Annotated in this window: 15 protein-coding genes and 1 pseudogene; 7 read left to right on the top strand and 9 right to left on the bottom strand. The window is 74.9% G+C overall.

Annotated features, from left to right (window positions below; genetic code table 11):
* Position 1: 1 nt before the first annotated feature.
* Together V6U79_RS10310 and dacB are read right to left on the bottom strand one after the other, a co-directional pair.
* A complete protein-coding gene (locus V6U79_RS10310; RefSeq protein WP_334521281.1) occupies positions 2-1,069 on the bottom strand; it encodes an Rv3626c family coenzyme F420 biosynthesis-associated protein in 1,068 nt (355 codons plus the stop codon).
* A gap of 57 nt (positions 1,070-1,126) precedes the next feature.
* Positions 1,127-2,545 carry a D-alanyl-D-alanine carboxypeptidase/D-alanyl-D-alanine endopeptidase gene (gene dacB, locus V6U79_RS10305; protein ID WP_442933274.1) on the bottom strand — a complete coding sequence of 473 codons (1,419 nt, stop codon included), beginning with the start codon at positions 2,543-2,545 and terminating at the stop codon, positions 1,127-1,129.
* Between the two features lie 539 nt (positions 2,546-3,084).
* Between dacB and V6U79_RS10300 the strand changes: the two genes are divergently transcribed.
* Entirely contained in the window at positions 3,085-3,591 is a 507-nt protein-coding gene (locus V6U79_RS10300; protein ID WP_334521285.1) for an inorganic diphosphatase, read from the top strand.
* Positions 3,592-3,647: 56 nt separating this feature from the next.
* Here V6U79_RS10300 and eccD read toward each other — a convergent pair whose 3' ends face one another.
* Positions 3,648-5,048 carry a type VII secretion integral membrane protein EccD gene (gene eccD / locus V6U79_RS10295; RefSeq protein WP_334521288.1) on the bottom strand — a complete coding sequence of 467 codons (1,401 nt, stop codon included), beginning with the start codon at positions 5,046-5,048 and terminating at the stop codon, positions 3,648-3,650.
* A 101-nt stretch (positions 5,049-5,149) separates the two neighbouring features.
* Here eccD and eccCa point away from each other — a divergent pair, with 101 nt between their 5' ends.
* The 3 genes from eccCa to V6U79_RS10280 all read left to right on the top strand — a co-directional run bounded on the left by eccCa (position 5,150) and on the right by V6U79_RS10280 (position 11,397).
* Positions 5,150-9,121: a type VII secretion protein EccCa gene (eccCa, locus tag V6U79_RS10290; RefSeq protein WP_334521291.1), complete on the top strand. Its 3,972-nt coding sequence runs from the start codon at positions 5,150-5,152 to the stop codon at positions 9,119-9,121.
* A 74-nt stretch (positions 9,122-9,195) separates the two neighbouring features.
* Entirely contained in the window at positions 9,196-10,557 is a 1,362-nt protein-coding gene (gene mycP / locus V6U79_RS10285) for a type VII secretion-associated serine protease mycosin (RefSeq protein WP_334521294.1), read from the top strand.
* 42 nt (positions 10,558-10,599) lie between these two features.
* The gene (locus V6U79_RS10280) at positions 10,600-11,397 is read left to right on the top strand and encodes a phosphatase PAP2 family protein (RefSeq protein WP_334521296.1); all 798 of its coding nucleotides are present in this window, start codon (positions 10,600-10,602) and stop codon (positions 11,395-11,397) included.
* Between the two features lie 31 nt (positions 11,398-11,428).
* On the opposite strand, the gene V6U79_RS10275 is transcribed toward V6U79_RS10280, so the two are convergent.
* The 6 genes from V6U79_RS10275 to V6U79_RS10250 form a co-directional block, all read right to left on the bottom strand.
* On the bottom strand, positions 11,429-12,607 hold the full coding sequence (locus V6U79_RS10275) for a MarP family serine protease (RefSeq protein ID WP_334521298.1): 1,179 nt from the start codon (positions 12,605-12,607) through the stop codon (positions 11,429-11,431).
* Positions 12,608-12,665: 58 nt separating this feature from the next.
* A complete protein-coding gene (locus V6U79_RS10270) occupies positions 12,666-13,364 on the bottom strand; it encodes an NUDIX hydrolase (RefSeq protein WP_334521300.1) in 699 nt (232 codons plus the stop codon).
* A 55-nt stretch (positions 13,365-13,419) separates the two neighbouring features.
* Positions 13,420-14,037: a TlpA family protein disulfide reductase gene (locus V6U79_RS10265; RefSeq protein WP_334614455.1), complete on the bottom strand. Its 618-nt coding sequence runs from the start codon at positions 14,035-14,037 to the stop codon at positions 13,420-13,422.
* The gene (gene nth, locus V6U79_RS10260) at positions 14,034-14,822 is read right to left on the bottom strand and encodes an endonuclease III (protein WP_334614453.1); all 789 of its coding nucleotides are present in this window, start codon (positions 14,820-14,822) and stop codon (positions 14,034-14,036) included. The genes V6U79_RS10265 and nth overlap by 4 nt, the downstream gene beginning before the upstream one ends.
* Positions 14,823-14,883: 61 nt before the next feature.
* Positions 14,884-16,044 (bottom strand): CapA family protein, encoded by a 1,161-nt coding sequence (locus V6U79_RS10255; protein ID WP_334614451.1) that lies wholly within the window; start codon positions 16,042-16,044, stop codon positions 14,884-14,886.
* Between the two features lie 57 nt (positions 16,045-16,101).
* Positions 16,102-16,764 carry an adenosylcobinamide amidohydrolase gene (locus tag V6U79_RS10250; protein WP_334614449.1) on the bottom strand — a complete coding sequence of 221 codons (663 nt, stop codon included), beginning with the start codon at positions 16,762-16,764 and terminating at the stop codon, positions 16,102-16,104.
* A gap of 220 nt (positions 16,765-16,984) precedes the next feature.
* Here V6U79_RS10250 and V6U79_RS10245 point away from each other — a divergent pair, with 220 nt between their 5' ends.
* From V6U79_RS10245 to V6U79_RS10235, 3 genes and pseudogenes are all read left to right on the top strand, one after another.
* Complete coding sequence (locus V6U79_RS10245; protein ID WP_067306583.1) at positions 16,985-17,662, top strand: Crp/Fnr family transcriptional regulator; 678 nt, start codon at positions 16,985-16,987, stop codon at positions 17,660-17,662.
* Between the two features lie 118 nt (positions 17,663-17,780).
* On the top strand, positions 17,781-18,515 hold the full coding sequence (locus tag V6U79_RS10240; protein WP_334614447.1) for a metallophosphoesterase family protein: 735 nt from the start codon (positions 17,781-17,783) through the stop codon (positions 18,513-18,515).
* 510 nt (positions 18,516-19,025) lie between these two features.
* Positions 19,026-19,628, top strand: a pseudogene (locus tag V6U79_RS10235) (TetR/AcrR family transcriptional regulator); the annotation flags it as partial.
* Positions 19,629-19,646: the final 18 nt, after the last annotated feature.

The raw sequence follows: 19,646 nt of genomic DNA, 5'->3' as shown, positions 1-19,646 counted from the left end.
GTCAGCCGGCCGTCGGGGTGGCCGCGGCGGGACCGTGCACCCGGGCCACCCAGGCGTCCGGGTCGCCCAGCTCCTCCAGCCGGGGCAGGGTCAGCGGCGAACCGAAGATCTTGTTGAAGCCGTCCATGCCGACCCGCTCGACGACGCCGTGCACGAACTTGCGGCCCTCGGCGTACTGGCGCATCTTGACGTCCACGCCGAGCAGCCGGCGGATCGCCTTCTCCAGCGGGTTGCCCGACTCGCGGCGCCGGTTGAACCCGGCCCGGATCCGCTCGACGCTCGGGATGACCTGCGGGCCGACCCCGTCCATGACGAACTCGGCGTGCCCCTCCAGCAGGGTCATCAGCGCGGTGAGCCGGTCCAGCACGGCCCGCTGCCCCGGGGTCTGCACGATGTCCAGCACGCTGGTGCGGCTCTCCGGGTCCTTGACCGCGTCGGAGAGGGTGGCCACCCCGCGGCGCAGCCGCTCGACGAGGTGCTCGCTGCTCTGCGAGGCGTCCACGAAGGCCTGCACCTCGCCGAGGAAGTACGCCCGCATCCACGGCACGGCGGTGAACTGCGTGCGGTGGGTGACCTCGTGCAGGCAGACCCAGAGCCGGAAGTCACGCGGGTCCGCGCCGAGCTTCCGCTCCACCTCGACGATGTTCGGGGCGACGAGCAGCAGTTGGCCGGGGTCGCCGGAGAAGACCTCGTACTGGCCGAGGACCCGGCCGCTCAGGTAGGCCAGCACGGTGCCGGCCTGCACCCCGGTCAGCCGGGAGCCGATCGCCTCGGTGAGCGGGCCGGGCCGGCGGTTGCCGGAGAGCCGGTCGACCAGCGGGGTGATCACCTCGCGCAGCCCGGCGATGTTGGTGGCCGCCCAGTCCCGCCGGTCCACCACCCGCACCGGCGGATGGCTGACCTGGGAGCGCAGCCCGGTGTAGTCGGCCACGTGCCCGGCCGCCTCGTCGGTGAGCCGCCGCAGGTCGCCGACCACCTCGGTGGCCTCCGCGTACGACACCCGGGGGCCCGACTTGCTCAGCGCCCCCGCGGTGGCGGCGGCCAGATCCCAGTCCACGAACTGCGCCATGCACCCACCGTACCCGCGCCGCGACACCCCGGCCGGGGGCGTGCGCGGCGAACGGGGTCAGCGGCAGCCGCAGGCGGCCAGGGCGCCGGTGATCCGGTCCAGGGCCCGGCGGGGGACGTCCGGGTCGCCGGCCGGTGCCTGGTCGGTGAGCACGGCGAAGGCGAGCAGCCGGCCGTCGGCGGTGGTGACCAGCCCGGAGATGGCCTGCACCCCGGTCAGCGTCCCGGTCTTGGCCCGCACCACGCCGGCCCCGGCGGAGGTCGCCGCCACCTGGTACCGCTCCTTCAGGGTGCCGGACCAGCCGCCGACGGGCAGGCCGCCGAAGACGGCCGCCAGCTCCGGACGGCTGCCGTTGCCGGCCAGCGCGATCAGGTCGGTGAGCAGGGAGGGGCTGATCCGGTTGGTGCGGGACAGGCCGCTGCCGTCGGCGAGGCTGATCTCGTCGGCCGGCAGGCCCAGCTCGGCTACGACCGCGTCCATCGCCGCCGCGCCACCGGCGAAGGAGCCCGGCTGGTTGCGGGCCAGCGCGACCTGCCGGGCCAGCGCCTCGGCGACCACGTTGTCACTGTCGCTGATCATGATGTCGACCAGGCGGATCATCGGCAGCGACTCGACCTTGCCCAGCTCGGTGCCGGGGGCCGGGGCGCCGGCCGCCGGGTTGCCGCCGGCCGCCGGGGCCGAGCCCTTGGCCACGTCGGTCGTGGAGAGGCCGAGCAGCCGGGCGAAGGACCGGCCGGCGGCCAGGTCCGGCCGCGGGTCGCGTGCCGCCGCACCGTGGGTGTCGTCGAAGTTCTTCCGGGCCGACACCGGGTCCCGCCGCGCTCCGTCGGTCATCAACGCGCTGATCGAGGCGCCGAACCCCTCGGTCGGGATGTCCTCGTCCCAGCCCGGGCCGTGGACGGGGCCGGGGAAGAGCGTGGAGTCGACGACCACCTTCGTCGGCGCCGTCCCACCGAGCGCCTGCTTGACCTGTTTCGCCAGGTCGTCCAGGCGGGCCGCACCCGGGTAGAAGCCCTTCCCGTCGATCGCCAGGGTGGGGTCGCCGCCGCCGACGAGCACCACCTCGCCGGGGTTCGCGCCGGCCACCGCGCGGGTCGGGATCCGGTGGCCGGGGCCCCGGGCCGCCAGCACGGTCACCCCGGTCACCAGCTTGGTCACCGAGGCGGGCGTGGTGCCGTCGTCGCCACCGCGGGCGTAGAGGGAGTTCCCGCTCGTCACGTCGACCACCGACAGGTTGACCCGGGTGCCGAGCTCGGGCGCGCTCAGCAGCGGCTCGACCGCGGCGCGTACGCCGTCGGGGGTCGGTTCGGGCGCACCGGCGTCGGGGCCGGCGAGCACCGGGGACGGGTCGGGTTCCGGCGCCCGCGCGGAGGCCGCGGGGGCGGGCCGCCCGTCGCCCAGCCAGCCGGCGACCGGTCCGGGGCGGACCACGAAGGCGGCCCCGGCCAGGGCGACCAGCACCAGGACGACCAGCAGCGCGGGCCACCGACGACGACGGCGGGGCGGCGCGACGGGCGCCGGCGGGTGCGGATTGGCCCCGGCCGGTGGCGGGGAGACCGGGATGGCGCCGGTCGGCGACGACACGGGCGCGGTGGCGTCGACCGGGGCGCCCCACTGCGGGTTCGGACGGGGTGCGGTGCCGGATTCCGGACGAGCGGGGTCGGAACCGGACGAGGCAGGCGCGCCGGGCGGACGCCACGCCGGGGGTGGCTGGCGCTCCGCCGGGCTCGACGCGGGGGACGGCGGGGGCCCGGGGTGGCGGGGCACGTTGGCGTCGGGCACCGGAACCCGCCCGCTGGCGGATCCGCCGGATCCGCGCCCGTCAACCCCACCCGGACGGTATTGTGAATCTTCCCTCCCCACGACCCCCTCCTCCTGCGGCCGAAACCCGCCTGGGTGACACTACTTCGGTCCGAAGACTATGCGGCGTCCGGAGCCGAGGGGTGGCCTTTCACCCGTCCGGGGGGCGCTATGGTTCCGTTCAGCCAGCGTGGGCAGACGAGGGAGCGTGGGAAATGGATTTCGACGTCACGGTTGAGATCCCCAAGGGTCACCGAAACAAGTACGAGGTGGACCACGTGACCGGCCGCATCCGGCTGGACCGCACCCTCTTCACGTCGACCCAGTACCCGGCCGACTACGGCTTCATCGAGGGCACCCTCGGCGAGGACGGCGACCCGCTGGACGCGCTGGTGCTCGTCCCCGAGCCGACCTTCCCCGGCTGCCTGATCCGGTGCCGCACCATCGGCATGTTCCGGATGACCGATGAGAAGGGCGGCGACGACAAGGTCCTCTGCGTGCCCTACGAGGACCCCCGTCAGGAGCACCTGCGCGACATCCACCACCTGGGCGAGTTCGACCGGCTGGAGATCCAGCACTTCTTCGAGGTCTACAAGGACCTGGAGCCGGGCAAGTCGGTCGAGGGCGCCACCTGGGTCGGTCGGGTCGAGGCCGAGGCGGAGATCCGCGCCTCGTACCAGCGGGCCAAGGACGCCGAGGAGCACGGCGAGTCCGCGCACTGACGCACCACTCTTCGAGGAAGGCCCGGGCCGGTTGGTCCGGGCCTTCGTCGTACGGGTCAGCCCAGCAGGCCGCGGGCGGCGTCGTAGAGGTCCAGCACCGCGCAGGCCACCGGCACCACCGAGACCACCAGCGCGGTGTCGGTCAGGTCGGCCACCCGACCCAGGTACGGCGACACCGGGCGCCGGGCGTACGTCGTGCCGGTCGCGACGGCGGCCAGGGCGACCAGCAGGCCGCCGACGGTCAGCGCGAGCAGGCCGGCCTCGCCCGCCCGAGCCGCCAGCACCGCGCCGAGCACCGCGAACCCGGCCAGCCCGGCGAGCACCGGCGGGACCCGGTGGCGGACCGCCACGAAGAGCCGGGAGCGCAGCAGCAGCACCGCGGCGACCACCGCCACCAGCAGCCGGCCGGCGGTCCCCCCGGTCGCGCCCAGCACCACCGCCGCGCCGACGGCGAGCACGGCGTGCCCTATCAGCATGCCGGTCAGCATCTCCTCGGTCCGGGCGACCGCGGCGTGCACCCGGGCCCGGTCGGGCAGGTCGCGCACCCCGTCCGGCCCGCCGGTCGGGCCGGTGGGCAGGGTGATCGGCGGCAGCGGCACCTTGCCGAGCCGGATCGCCAGCAGCGGCAGCGCGCCGACGGCGAAGACCAGCACGCAGAGCAGCACCGCCGCGGTGCCCGCCGGGTCGAGCAGGAAACCCCCGGCCGCCGCCATCGCGCCGGCCGCGCCGGCCGTCGCGCCGGCCACGAAGACGCGCAGCCGGGCGGCCGTGCCGAGCAGGCCCAGCACCGCGACCAGCAGCAGCGCCACCGCGCCGGCCAGCAGCTCGGGGGCGCCCAGCCAGGGCAGCGGCCGGAACGCGCCGACCGGGTCGCCGGAGCTGACCGCGAGGGCGCCGGCGGCGGCGGCGTACGGCAGGGCGTAGCCGCCGAGGGTCGCGCCGGCGGGTCCGTCCCCGTACGCCCGGGAGGCGACCGTGCCGGCGAGGGTGAGCAGCAGCGCCACCGCGCCCGCGACGGCCCAGCCGGAGCGGTGCGCCGGCCCGCCGGCCAGGACGGCGAGCAGCCCGACGGCGAGCGGCACGCCCGCCCCGGCGAGCGCGGCGGTCCGGGTGGCCCGGGGCGACCAGGCGCTGCCGCGCCGGCGGGCGCCGTCGGCGATCGCCTCGACCACGTCGTCGTACTCCAGCTCGGGCCACTGGTCGTGGGCCGGCACCAGGTGCAGCACCTCGCCGTCGCGTACGCCCTGGGGCAGCAGCGCCTGCGCGGTCGCCAGCACCGCCCCGTCGGCCCGCCGGAGCAGCCAGCCACCGTGCCGCTCACCGTCGTCGGCCAGCCCCTCTCCGGCGTGCCGGAGCACCTCCGGCAGCAGCTCGGCCAGGGGTACCTGCTCCGGCAGGGCCACGTCCACCCGGCGTTGCGGAGCGCTGATCGTGACCCGGGCCAGTCCGGTGGTCATCGACTGATCTCCATATCGATCGGGAGCGGTGGCTGACGGACGACAGGACTTTACCTACGATGAGCCAGGCTCGGGTTACCGAGCGCCATGGGGAGGGCTCCGTGTCCACTGTCGTCATCAAGCGGCCGCCACGCCGTCCGGCACCGGAGATACCGGTCGGTGAACTGCCCGTCGAGGCGCCGCCGGAGATCCCCGCCGTCACCGGCGGCCGCTGGCAGCAGGCGCTGATGGTGCTGCCCATGCTGGGCGGCACGGTCGCCATGGCGATGATGTTCGGCCGGGGCGGTGGCGCGTACTCCTACGTGGTGGGCGGCATGTTCGGGCTCTCCTCGCTGGCGATGCTGATGACCTCCTGGGGCAGCGCCTCCGGCACTCCGAAGAAGTCGGAGATGATGGCCGCCCGCCGGGAGTACCTGCGGCACCTGACGGCGCTGCGCCGCCGGGTCCGGCAGACCGCCGGCCAGCAGCGGGCCGGGCTCTACTACCGCCACCCCGACCCGGGGCAGCTCTGGTCCACGGTGGAGAGCCACCGGGTCTGGGAGCGCCGGCCGGCCGACCCGGACTTCGCCGTGGTCCGGGTCGCGGTCGGGCCGCAGACCCTCGCCACCCCGCTGGTCCCCCCGGTCACCCGGCCGCTGGAGGAGCTGGAACCGATGACCGCCGGGGCGCTGCGCCGCTTCCTCGACGCGTACTCGGTGGTGCCGGACCTGCCGGTGGCGCTCTCGCTGCGCAGCTTCGCCCGGGTCTTCGTCCGGCCCGCCGGCCCGGCGCGACCCGGCGCCGGTCGACCGGACACCGGTTCCGCGTCGGCGCAGGCGCTGGCCCGGGCCATGCTCACCCAGCTGGCCGTCTTCCACGCCCCGGACGAGCTGCTGATCGCCGTCTGCGCCGGCCCCGAGCGTCGCGCGCTCTGGGAGTGGGTGAAGTGGCTGCCGCACGCCCACCACCCGGTCCGCGTCGACGCGCTCGGTCCGGTACGCCTGGTCACCAGCTCGGCCGTCGAGCTGGAACGGCTGCTCGACGAGGTGCTGGCCAGCCGGTCCCGGTTCAGCCCGGCCGGGCCGGCCACCGACGGGCCGCACGTGGTGGTGCTGCTCGACGGCGGCGACCTCACCGGCGCCACCGACCTGGCCGGCGACGGCGGCATCGACGCGGTCACCGTGATCGATCTGGACACCCCGCCGCCCCGGCTGCTGGACCGCTTCGCCCTCCTGCTGGAGCTGCGCGGCGACCGGCTGCACTCCTGGTCCGCCGAGGGGCACGCCGAGGTCGGCACCGCCGACCGGTTGGCGATCGCCGACGCCGAGGCGATCGCCCGACGGCTCGCCCCGCTGCGGATCGCCACCACCGTACGGGGGGCGGAGAGCGCGCCCGGCGCCGAGCTGGGCCTGCCCGAACTGCTCGGCATCGGCGACCCGGACGGCTTCACCGCCGACCAGGGCTGGGCGCCCCGCTCCGCCCGGGAGCGGCTGCGCGTGCCGATCGGCATCGGCGCCGACGGCGGCGCGATCGAGCTGGACCTGAAGGAGTCGGCGCAGGACGGGATGGGCCCGCACGGGCTGCTCATCGGCGCCACCGGCTCCGGCAAGTCCGAGCTGCTGCGGACGCTGGTGCTCGGACTGGCCGCCACGCACAGCTCCGAACAGCTCAACTTCGTCCTGGTCGACTTCAAGGGCGGCGCCACCTTCGCCTCCTTCGACCGGCTGCCGCACACCGCCGCGGTGATCACCAACCTGGCCGACGCGCTGCCGCTGGTCGACCGGATGGTCGACGCCATCAACGGCGAGCTGGTCCGCCGCCAGGAGCTGCTGCGCCGGGCCGGCAACTTCGCCAGCCTGCGCGACTACGAGCGGGCCCGGGCCGCCGGCAGCCCGCTCGCCCCGCTGCCGTCCCTGCTGCTGATCTGCGACGAGTTCTCCGAGCTGCTCTCCGCCAAGCCGGACTTCATCGACCTCTTCGTGCAGATCGGCCGGCTGGGCCGGTCGCTCGGCGTCCACCTGCTGCTCGCCAGCCAGCGCCTGGAGGAGGGCCGGCTCCGGGGGCTGGACACCCACCTGTCGTACCGGATCGGGTTGCGCACCTTCTCGGCCCTGGAGTCGCGCACCGTGCTCGGCGTGCCCGACGCGCACGAGCTGCCCCGCTCCCCCGGGCACGGCTACCTGCGCGCCGGCACCGACCCGCTGGTCCGGTTCCGCGCCGCGTACGTCTCCGGGCCGGTCCGCCGGCGGGTCGGCGCGGCCGGCGGCGGCGCGGGCGAACCGGCCCGGCTGCTGACCTTCTCCACCCACCTCGTGCCGGTGCCGGAACCGGCCACCCCGGCGCCGCCCACCACCGAGGAGGAGGTCGGCGGCGAGAGCCTGCTCGACGTCCTGGTCGGCCGGCTGGCCGGGCAGGGCCCGCCCGCGCACCAGGTCTGGCTGCCTCCGCTGGACCGGGCACCCGCCCTGGACGAGCTGCTCGGGCCGGTCGCCGTCGACCCGGCGCGCGGCCTCACCGTCGGCAATCCCGAGCTGCACGGCGCCCTCCAGGTGCCGGTGGCCGTCGTCGACAAGCCGTACGAGCAGCGGCGCGACCTGCTCTGGCTGGCCCTGGACGGCGCGGCCGGGCACGTCGCCGTCGTGGGCGGCCCGCAGAGCGGCAAGTCGCACCTGCTCCGGTCGCTGATCTGCGCGCTGGCGCTCACCCACACGCCTGCCGAGGCGCAGGTCTACTGCCTGGACTTCGGCGGCGGCGGGCTGGCCGCGCTGCGCGACCTGCCGCACGTCGGCGGGGTCGCCGGCCGCGCCGACCCGACCGTGGTGCGCCGGACGATCGGTGAGATCGCCACCCTCCTCGCCGAGCGGGAACGCCGCTTCGCGGAGCTGGGCGTGGAGTCGATGGCGGCCTGGCGGCAGCGCCGCACGGTGCCGGCGGCGGCCGGACAACGTGCCGTCGACCCGTTCGGCGACGTCTTCCTCGTCGTCGACGGCTGGGCCACCCTGCGCGGCGAGTACGACGACCTGGAACCCCTCGTCACCGACGTGGCCACCCGGGGCCTGTCGTACGGGGTGCACGTGGTGGCGAGCGCGGTGCGTTGGCTGGACTTCCGCCCGGCGATCCGCGACCTGTTCGGTTCCCGGCTGGAGCTGCGCCTCGGTGACCCGTCGGACACGGTGGTGAAGCGGACGGTGGCGGTGACCGTGCCGGAGAAGACGCCGGGCCGGGGCATCACCGGGCAGGGCCTGCACTTCCTCACCGCCCTGCCCCAGGTCGCCGGGGCGGAGACCACCGACCTGGTCAAGGCGGTCGGTGGCGCCTGGGCCGGCCCGCCGGCCCCCCGGGTGCGGCTGCTGCCGCCGGTGCTGCCGTACGCCGAGCTGGACCGCTCCGCCGCCACCGGGCTGGCCTTCCCGATCGGGGTCGCGGAGGCGGACCTGCGTCCGGTGCTGCTGGACTTCGCCAGCGAACCGCACTTCGTGGTCTTCGGCGACGCGGAGTGCGGCAAGTCGTCGTTCCTCCGCGCGCTGGCCACCTCTATCATCGACCGGTTCACCCCGGAGCAGGCCCGGATCCTGCTGGTGGACTACCGGCGCAGCCTCCAACCCCTCACCGACGAGCCGCACGTCATCGGGTACGGCAGCGCCGCGGCGCACACCGCCGAGCTGGTCGAGTCGGTCGCCGGTTACATGCAGCGCCGGATGCCCGGCCCGGAGGTGACCCCGGCGCAGTTGCGGGAGCGGTCCTGGTGGTCGGGACCGGAGCTGTTCGTGCTGGTGGACGACTACGACCTGGTGGCCAGCGGCCCGGCGAACCCGCTGCACGGGCTGACGGAGCACCTGCCGCAGGCCCGCGACATCGGCCTGCACCTGGTGCTGGTCCGCCGTTCCGGCGGCGCCGCCCGGGCCCAGTACGAGCCGATCATCCAGCGGTTGCGGGAGCTGTCGACGGCCGGGCTGGTGATGAGCGGCAGCCCGGACGAGGGGCAGCTGGTCGGTCCGGTCCGCCCCGGCCCGCTGCCCCCGGGGCGGGGCCGGCTGGTCACCCGTCGCGAGGGCGTACGGCTGGTCCAGCTGGCGCACCTGCCGCCACCGTGACGCGAGTGAGTGGAACGTCCCGTGGTGGCGGTGAAACCCGGTAATCTCCCAGCAGCATGTGTCTGTCGCGATGAATGGCGGAGGATGTGACCAGGCTTCGGCACGGCTCCCCGGCGGCGCTGCACCGGTTCGCCGGGCGCGCGCTGATCGGGGTGGCGGCGACCGCCGTGACGCTCGTCGGCGCGCCCCCGCCGCCGGCGTCGGCCGCCGCGTCCCCGCCGGTCAGCGTCGCCGCGCCGGTCACCCACGCGGCGTTGGCCGCGCCCCGCTTCGCGCCGGTGGACACGACGGCCCGGGCCGACCGGGTCCGCGACGACCAGTTCCAGCTCGACCAGTTGCGGGCGGAAGCGGCGTGGCGCAGCTCCACCGGTCGTGGGGTGACGGTCGCGGTGGTCGACTCCGGGGTGGACGCCTCCCACCCGGACCTGGTGGGCCAGGTGCTGCCCGGCACCGACCTGGTGTCCCCGGGCGGCACCACCCAGCCGGACCCGGTGGGTCACGGCACCACGGTGGCCAGCCTGATCGCCGGGCGCAGCGACGACAAGCGGGGCGTGGTCGGGCTGGCGCCCGACGCGCGCATCCTGCCGGTCCGGGTCCTCGACGACGAGAACCGCTACGACGACGCGATGATCGTCGCCAAGGGGGTGCGCTGGGCGGTCGACAACGGCGCCCGGGTGATCAACCTGTCCCTCGGCGGCAGCGGTGACAGCCCGGCGCTCGCCGCCGCGCTCGACTACGCCTTCGCCCGGGACGTGGTCGTGGTGGCCTGCACCGGCAACGTCGCCACCTCCGACAGCCCGAAGGTCTGGTACCCGGCCCGGGAGCCGGGCGTGATCGCGGTGGCCGGCCTGGAACGCGACAGCGAGAACCTCTGGCCCGGGTCGATCACCGGGCGCGCCACCATCCTCAGCGCCCCGGCCACCGGTCTGGTCGGGGCCCGGCCGCCCGGCGGCTACTGGGGGGTGCAGGGCACCAGCTTCGCCGCCCCGCTGGTGGCGGCCGCCGCCGCGCTCATCCGGTCCCGCTACCCGCAGATGTCCGCCGGGGACGTGGTCAACCGGCTGCTGACCACCGCGCGGGACATCGGCCCCACCGGCCGGGACGACCGCTTCGGGTACGGCCTCGTCGACCCGGTCGCCGCGCTGACGGCGGACGTGCCGCTGGTGCACCACAACCCCCTGGACGACAACGACTCCCCCGGCGTGGTCGGGTTCGGCCCGGCGCCCGGTTCCGCCGACGACGCCCAAGCCGGAGGCACCGGCGCGGACCCGCTCGGCTTCACCGCTCCCCGGCAGCAGACCCGGTGGACGGCTCAGCCGGCCGGCGCCGGCGAGGAACCGGCTCCCCGGCGGCTCTGGACCGGCGTCGCCATCCTGGCCGCCCTGGTCACCGGCACCGCGCTGATGATCCGCCGGTTCCGGCTGCGAGGTCGCTGAGAGCCGGTCTGATCCGGTTCCCGGCTGGGTAGTGGACGCGGCATGAATTCGCCCGGTCAGCACACACCCGTTCGCCCCGGCGACCGGTCCTGGTGGGAGCGGCGCCTCGACGCGGACCATTCGCTGGGATTACGGCTGACCCTGGCCTCGGTCGCGACGTTCCTCGTGCTGGTGCCGTTCGGGCTGCTCGCCGTGCTGGTGCTGGGGGCGTGGCCGCCGCTGCACGACCTGGACGCCACGGTCACCCACGCGCTGCACGGCTACGCCCTCGACCATCCGGCTTGGGTGCGGGCGATGACGGTGTGGACGAACGTCTTCGGTCCGGGGCCGCTGCGAATCGCCGCGCTCGCCGTGGTGGTCTGGTTGTGGCATCGCCGGGCGCGGCGGCTGGCGCTCTGGGTGGTCACCACGATGGCCGTCGGTGGGCTGCTCGGCGCGCTGCTGAAGCTCCTCGTCGGCCGGCACCGCCCCGACCTGCTGGACCCGGTGGCCCGGGCGGCCGGCTTCGCCTTCCCGTCGGGGCACGCGCTGAACGCCGCGCTGGCCGCCGGGGTGCTGCTGCTGGTCTTCCTGCCGTTCACCCGGGACCGGCCGGGGTCGCGCCTCGCGTTGTGGCTGGCGGCGGTGCTGCTCACCGTGGTCACCGGGTGGAGCCGGATCGCGCTCGGCGTGCACTGGACCAGCGACGTGGTGGGCGGCTGGGTGCTCGGGGTGGCGGTGGTGGCCGGGACCGCCGCCGCGTTCACCACCTGGCGGGGGCAGGTCGGGTTGCGGCCGACGCGACCCGCCACCGAGGGGGTGGAGCCGGAGCTGGCCGACCCGGACGGGCCGCGAGCGTAGTCCGGCGGATGCTGGTGACCCGGAACGTGCCTCAGGTGCACTCGCCGGTGCCCACCCCACGGGTACGCTCCGCGCCGGCCAGCGCCACCGACCGGGCCTCCGCGGCGGTCACCGCGAAGCCGGTGTTCGGGTCGTCCGCGGCGGCCGCGAAGATCACCCCGAGGACGAGGCCGTTCGAGGAGACCAGCGGGCCGCCGGAGTTGCCGCTGCGCACCAGCGCCCGGATCGTGTAGATCTCCCGGGTCACGTCCCCGGAGGAGTAGATGTCGGGCCCGGTGATCCGGTCGACGTCACGTACCCGGGCCGGCCGGGCGTCGTACGGGCCGTCCAGGGGGAAGCCCAGCACGATCGCGTCGGCGCCGCTGCCGGCCTGCCCGGCGGCGAAGCGCAGCGACGGGCCGGGCAGCCCCGGCACGTACAGCACGGCGAGGTCCCGGTCCGGGTCGTAGACGACCACCTGGCCGTCGTACCGGTCACCGCGCAGCTCGACCGCGACGGAACGGGTGCCGGCGACGACGTGCGCGTTGGTCATCACCCGGTCGTCCGCGTACACGAAACCGGAGCCCTCGATGCGGCGGGCGCAACTGGGCGCGGAGCCCAGCACCTTGACCACCGCGCGCTGGCTGTTCGCCACCACCTGGGAGCCGGCGAGCGCCGGGTCCGGCGGGGAGACCTGCCGCGCCGAGGTACGGCCGAGTCCGTTGAAGACCTCCGGGAAGCCGTTGGTGTCGACCGTGTCCCGCAGGGCGGTGGAGAGCTCCTGGGCCCGGTCCGGCAGCACGGTGTCCACCACGTTCAGCAGGGCGCTGTTCTTGACCGACGCGGCCAGCCAGGGCAACGACGACGAGCCGAGCGGCACGGCGACCAGCCAGGCCACCATCATCACCGCGAAGATCGAGACGAACGCCCCACCCACGTCGTCGGCCCGCTTGGCCACGTCGTTGGTGATGGTGCGGCGCAGGTGCGAGCCGAGCCAGCCGGCCAGCGCCTGGCCGAGCACGGCCAGCCCGAAGACGGCGATCAGCGAGATCAGCACCCGGGTGCCGCTGTCGACGAACTGGCGGGCCATCATCGGGCCGACCTGGAGGCCGACGAGCGCGCCCAGGAAGAACCCGGAGAACGACAGCGCTCCGATGACGAAGCCCTGACGGTATCCGCTGATCGCGAACACGAGCATGAGCAGGAGCAGTACGAGATCCACGGCGGACACGGGTCAAGGGTACGGGCACCGGGCACCGGGCACGGCCACCGCTTGCGGAACGTGACCGTCAGGTAAGCGGACCAGCCATCTCGTCGACCTCGTCGGTGCCGGCGGAGGGCGCCGGAGCGGCGACGGGCGGCGGCAGCTCGATCACCCGGTGCCGCGACCACGGGCGGGCCCAGCCGCCCATCTCCAGCAGCGTGGCGATCACCCCGGCGGTGAAGCCCCAGACCAGCATCCCCCGGACGGAGAAGGCCGGGCCGATCCAACCGCTGGGATGGCGTACCCGCAGCCGGTTCTCCGGGTCGACCAGCTCGGCGACCGGCAGCCGGGCCACGTGTGCCACCTCGGCCGGTTCCCGAGGGTGCACCGGGTGCGGGGCGTGCCACCAGGCCAGCACCGGGGTCACCACGAAGTCGCTCACCGGGATCCAGAGCCGGGGCAGTTCGGCCAGGACGGTGACGCTGGCCGGGTCGAGGCCCACCTCCTCGTTCGCCTCGCGCAGCGCGGTGGCGGACGCGTCGGCGTCCTCCGGGTCGGCGGCGCCGCCGGGGAAGGCCGGCTGACCGGCGTGGTTGCGCAGGGTCGCGGCCCGCTGGAGCACCAGCACGTCGGGGCCGGTCGCGGGTTCCTCGCCGAGCAGCACCAGCACCGCGCTCTCCCGGCCGCCCTCCTCGGGGGTGGTGAGCCGGGTGAAGTCCTCGGTCCGGGCGGTGCCGAGCCGGTTCAGCAGCGGGTCGATCCAGCCCGGTGGGCGGCCGCTCACGGTGCCTCCTCGGTTCGCGACTGCGGGGCTCGCAAACCCGGCTCACTCCTCACGCTCACGGTGCCACCTCCACGCCGAGGTGCCGGCGCACCAGCTCGGTGAGGCGGGCGTCGTCGAGGGCGCCGCTGGAGTCGACGTGGCGGATCCGCCCGCCGACGTCGACGAGCAAGGTCAGCGGCATGGCGTTGCGCTTCAGCTCCCGTTGCAGCGCACCGCCCTGGTCGAACAGCATCGGGAACCGCACGCCGAAGTCCTCCCCGATGGACTGGGCGCCGCCCCGACTGTCCCGGTTGTTGACGCCGAGCACCTGGAGTTTCCCGGCGGAGCGCTCGCTGAGCCGTTGGAAGGCGGGCAGTTCCTGGCGGCAGGGCGCGCACCAGGACGCCCAGAGGTTGACCACGAGCGGGCCGCGCACGTCGCGCAGCGCCACCGGGGCGCCGCCGGTGAAGCAGGAGAGGGAGAGCTCGGGCAGGCGCGCACCGGCGTCGCCGGTCGAGGCCGAGGTGGCGGCGCCGGTCGCCGCGGGCGCGCTGGTGAGCGTGGCGCAGTCGGCGAACGGGGACGGCCGTTCGGCCCGAGTGGCCGATGGGGGCGGGGCGCCCTGTTCGGTGGCGGTGCAGCCGGCGACGGCGAGGAGCACCGGGACGAGCAGGGCGGCGAATCGGCGGTTCACGGCACCTCCGCGGCGACGGCCTGCTGCGGGACCAGCTCCGGGTCCACCCCGGCGGCGACCGCGAGGTCCCGGGCGCGGGGGCCCTTGAGCAGCTTGGCGGCGGCGGCCGGCTCGGTGGGCCCGGTCCCGTAGGAGGGGCAGAGCTTCGCCAGCGTGCACGCGCCGCAGGCGGGCTTGCGGGCGTGGCAGACCCGCCGGCCGTGGAAGATGATCCGGTGCGAGAGCATGGTCCACTCCCGCTTCGGGAAGAGCGCCCCGATCTCGTGTTCGATCTTCACCGGGTCGGTCTGCGCGGTCAGCCGCCACCGCTGCACCAGCCGCTGGAAGTGGGTGTCGACGGTGATGCCGGGGACGTCGAAGGCGTTGCCGAGGATGACGTTGGCCGTCTTGCGGCCGATCCCGGCGAGCGTCACCAGGTCGACCAGCTTGCCGGGGACCCGTCCGTCGTACCGCTCGACGAGGGCCTGACCCAGCTTGATCAGGGAGTCGGTCTTGTTGCGGTAGAAGCCGGTCGGCCGGATCAGCTCCTCCAGCTCCGTCCGGTCGGCCCCGGCGTAGTCGGCCGCCGTCGGGTAGCGGACGAAGAGCTTCGGGGTGACCTCGTTGACCTTCTTGTCGGTGCACTGCGCGGAGAGGATCGTGGCGACGGCCAGCTCCAGGGCGTTGGAGTGGTCCAGTTCACAGTGCGCGTCGGGGTGCGCCTCGGTCAGCGCCCGGCCGATCCGGCGGGCGCGACGGGTACGGCCGAGGTCCGTCTCGGCCCGGCCGGGGAAGCTCTCGGTCACGCCGGCCAGCCTACGTCGCCGGGACGACCACCCGCCGGGCCCACGCCCGGTGGCCGCCGGGTCAGCCGGCCGAGGGCGCGCTGATCTTGCCGGAGCTGTCGAACCGGGCCCCGGTGCGCGGGAAGTCGCTGCGGCTGACCTGCGTGATCAACCCGAGCCCCTGGTCGGCCGGGTCCATGGTGGGCTTGCCCACCGAGTTCATCCGGGTCGAGGTGAACGAGCCGCCGGCGTAGCTGCCGTCCGGCTTGAGCGACACCTTGAGCACCCCGCCCCAGCCCAGCCGGCCGGACGGGTTCAGCGACCGGGCGCCACCGGCGAAGTTGCCGAGGCTGTAGGCGATCAGCCGACCCTGGTAGAACTCCATCCCGCGCAGCACGTGCGGACCGTGCCCGACCACCAGGTCGGCCCCGGCGTCGATCACCGCGTGGGAGAACTTCACCGGATCGCCCCGGTTCTCGCCGTAGAAGATCTCGGTGCCCGGCTTGACCCGGGTCTTGTCTGCGCCCTCGGCGCCCATGTGCACCTGCACCACGACCACGTCGGCCTGGGTGGCGGCCTTCTCGACGACCGCCTTCGCCGCGTCGATGTCGGTCAGGCTGTTCGACCAGGGGTACGAGGAGAAGCCGAGGACGGCCACCTTGACGCCCTTGACGTCGACCACGGTGATCTGGTCCGGCGCGCCGGTGTGCTTGAGCCCGTGCTCCTCCAGCGCCTGCCGGGTGTTCTCGTAGCCGGCCTTGCCGTAGTCGTACCCGTGGTTGTTGGCCTGGTTGAGCAGCTCGAAGCCGGCGTCGCGCAGGTGGGCGGCGTAGCCGGGCGGGGCCCGGAACTGGAAGCACGCGGTGGAGTCGGCACCGCACTTGCCCGCGCCGGTGTCCTCGGTGAGCGGCTCCTCCAGGTTCCCCATCACGAGGTCGGCCTCGAGCGCGCCCTTGACCTCGTCGAAGAAGCCCTTGCCGCCGTTGGCGGGCAGCCGGGAGGGGGCCATGCCCATGACGATGTCACCGGTTGCAGAGAGCGTGATCTCGCCGCCGGCCGGCGCGTCGGTCGGCTTGTCGCCGGGCGCCGGGGAGCTGGTGGTCCCGCCACCTCCGCCCGGCTGCCAGGCGGGGGCCGTGGTGTCGGGCCCACTGCATCCGGCGACGAGCACGGCGAGGAGCACACCGAGGGCGAGCAGGGCTCGCGGGCGACGGCGGGGGCTGAGGGGGGCGGCAGCGTACATCGCCCGCGACGCTACCGGGCGGTGAACGCTCCGACGACGGGCCGATCGGACGGAACTTCAGCCCGTCCGCTTGTCGGACCAGGGGACGCAGGGGACGGAACCGCCGTCGAGGACGGCGGCGTGGACGGCACGGGCGAGCGGGGCGCCCCAGGCGGACCGGGGACCGCCGTAGGGCTCGGCCGGGCCGCCGACCGGGCAGAGCACGGTGACCGCGTCGGTGGGGGTGCCGGTGGCGGGCAGCCCCAGCTCCCAGATCGCCTGCGCCTTCGCCTCCGTCACGGTGGCGACGGCGTTGACCAGGGCGGCGTCGGAGAGCGCCGCCGGGACGTACACCACGATGTTGACCGTGCCGACTCGCTGGGCCGGTGCCGCCGGGGCGGGTGCCGCGGCCCAGACCGGGGTGCCGAGCCCGACCGTCGCCCAGGCCCGCACGCCGGTGTCGGCCCGGGCCACCACCTCCGCGACGTCGACCCCGGTGAGCAGGCCGACCCCGGGCCCGGCCAGGCCGAGGCCGTCGGCCAGCCCGGCCAGGTGGGCCGCGGGGTCGTCCCGGTGGTACGACATGGGCACGGTCGCGTTGACCACCCACCGCCGTACGCCGATGCCCCCGCCCAGCGCGGCGGAGCTGATCGCCCGCAGCGGTCGGTCGGCGCGCCACACCAGCAACGGCGGATCGCACCCGTCCTCGGGGCGGGTGGTCAGCACGGGCTCGCTCAGCACGCCGGTCACCCTACGACCCGCGGCGGCGACGGCCGGTGACCACCCGGGCGGGAGCGGGCGATACTAGTCCTGATCAGGGCGCGGAGGTTACGTCCAACGATCAAGATTCCAGGGGTGCGGGTCTGATTCGTGCTCACGTGCGCCTAGACTTGGCGGCGCGCGAGGGATCAGCGGACGGCGGACCCGGCCGACGGACGGCACGCGCAACCGGAGGTGCGCGATGGACGAGGTACTGGCCCGCAGCGGGATCTTCCAGGGTGTCGACCCGGAGGCTGCCGAGGCGCTCGCCAAGGAGATGGAGACGATCGACGTCCGCAAGGGCGAGATCGTGTTCAACGAGGGCGAGCCCGGCGACAGTCTCTACATCCTCCTGTCGGGCAAGATCAAGGTCGGGCGTCGGGCGGCCGACGGCCGGCAGAACCTGATCGCGGTGATGGGCCCGTCGGACATGGTCGGCGAGTTGTCGCTCTTCGACCCCGGTCCGCGTACGGCGACCGCCACCGCGGTGACCGACACCCGACTGGTGCGGCTGCGCAAGCAGGCGCTGCGGCCCTGGCTGAACAACCGGCCCGAGATCGCCGAGCAGTTGCTGCGGGTGCTGGCCCGCCGGCTTCGCCGGACCAACGACTCGCTGGCCGACCTGATCTTCACGGACGTGCCGGGCCGGGTCGCCAAGAACCTGCTCCAGATGGCCGGCCGCTTCGGCACCCGCGACGGCGGCGTGCTGCGGGTGACCCACGACCTGACCCAGGAGGAGATCGCCCAGCTGGTCGGCGCCTCCCGGGAGACCGTCAACAAGGCGCTCGCCGACTTCGCCTCGCGTGGCTGGCTGCGCCTGGACGGCAAGAGCATCATCATCCTCGACCCGGAGCGCCTGGCCCGCCGCGCGCGGGTCTGACCGATCGACGACCAGGCCAGGGACACCGCGAGGTGTCCCTGGCCTCGTCGTGTCCGGGCTGCTCTGCCGGCCGCAGAATTCCTCGACACCGACGGCGCCCGCCCGGCACGGTGGCCGCATGCTGGAACGCGTAGCCGTCCTCTCCGACGTCCACGGGGCGCTGGCGGCCGTGCTGGCCGAGCCGGACGTCGCCACCGCCGACCTGGTCGTGCTCACCGACGACATCGCGGCCGGCCCGCAGCCGGTCGAGGTCCTGGACCTGCTCGCCGGCCTCGGCGACCGGGCCTGCTGGGTCGGGGGCAACGCCGACCGGGAACTGGTCGGGGCCCGGGCCGGCCGACCCGCTTCGATCGAGATCTCCAACTGGGCCGCCGGGCAGCTCCGTGACGACCAGGTGGCCCGGCTGGCGGCGCTGCCGCTGACGGTGACCCTGGAGGTGGCCGGCCTCGGTCCGGTGCTCTTCTGCCACGCCACGCCCCGGGACGACGAGGAGGTGGTGCTCGTCGACTCCCGGATGGACCGCTGGGCGGAGGTGCTCGCCGGGGTGCCGGCCGAGGTGGGCACCGTCGTCTGCGGGCACACCCACATGCCGTTCACCCGCCTGGCTCACCGCCGGCTGGTGGTCAACCCGGGCAGCGTCGGCATGCCGTACGGCGGCGCCGGGGCGTGGTGGGCCCTGCTCGGACCGGGCGTGCAACTGCGCCGCACCCCGTACGACGTGGATGCCGCCTGCGTCCGCGTCGCCGCCGAGTCGGATTTCCCCGACGCGGCCGAGTGGGCCGACGAGTACCTCCGCTCCCGGCACAGCGACGCCGACGCACTCACCGCCTTCGGCCCCCGGGACGGTCGCTGACCCCCGGCGGACCTCCCGAGCGGGTGCATGGCGTGCGGCCCGTGCCATGGCTTTGCGGCCCACGCCATGGCGTGGGCCGTGCGATGGCGTGGGCCGTGCGATGGCTTTGCGGCCCGTGCGACGGCGGCCGGCCCGCGCGACGGCGTGAGAGCGGCGCGGCGCGGTGGCAAGGCCGATGCCGTGCCGTGCGACCGATCCGGCCCGCGCGGGCGCTGCGGTGGAGCGCGGCGCGCAGTGGGCGGGGGCGGCTGCCCGGTGCTCATCCCATCGCCCAGTTCACTGGCGGATCCTTTAGAGCTGATGACGTAAACGGATCGCCCGCTGAGTCGTTTACGTCATCAGCTCTAAAGGATGGCAACACCACGACAAGGGCCGGAGCAGCAGCGGCGGCAGGGCGATGGCCGGGCGGAGCGGGTGACGGGCGGGCTGGGCGACGGGCGGGGTGGGCGACGGGCGGGGTGGGAAAAAGTCAGTCTTGACTGTTTGTTTCGGGGGCGGCACGCTGTCCCCGTGTCCACCGCATCGACGCGCGTCCCTCAGCAGGAGCGCAGCCGCGCCACCCAGGCCCGGCTGCTGGAGGCGACCGTCGACTGCCTGGTGGAGCACGGTTGGTCCGGCACCACGACCACAGTCGTCGCCGCCCGGGCCGGGGTTTCGCGCGGCGCCCAGCTGCACCACTACCCCACCAAGGCCGCCCTGGTCACCGCCGCCGTCGCGCACCTCGCCGACCGGCGGGCGGACGAGCTGCGCACCGAGGCGGAGGGGCTGCCCGCCGGGCCGCAACGACTCGACCGGGTGATCGACCTGCTCGGCGCGGCCTTCACCGGGCCGCTCTTCGTCGCCGCCCTCGAACTCTGGGTGGCCGCCCGCACCGACGCCGAACTCCGCGACGCCCTGGTGCCGCTGGAGGCCCGGGTCGGCCGGGAGATGCACCGACTCACCGTCGCGCTGCTCGATGTGGACGAACGCCGGCCCGGCGTACGGGAGGCGGTCCAGGCCACCCTCGACCTGCTCCGCGGGCTGGGCGTCGCCAACCTGCTCAACGACGACTCGGCCCGCCGCACCGCCCTGCTGCACACCTGGAAGCGGCAGCTCGCCACCCTCCTCACGCCCGACTCACCGCCGGTCGAG

Source organism: Micromonospora psammae (assembly GCF_036902725.1).
Classification (GTDB): domain Bacteria; phylum Actinomycetota; class Actinomycetes; order Mycobacteriales; family Micromonosporaceae; genus Micromonospora.
This window is presented reverse-complemented; position numbering and strand designations above follow the sequence as displayed.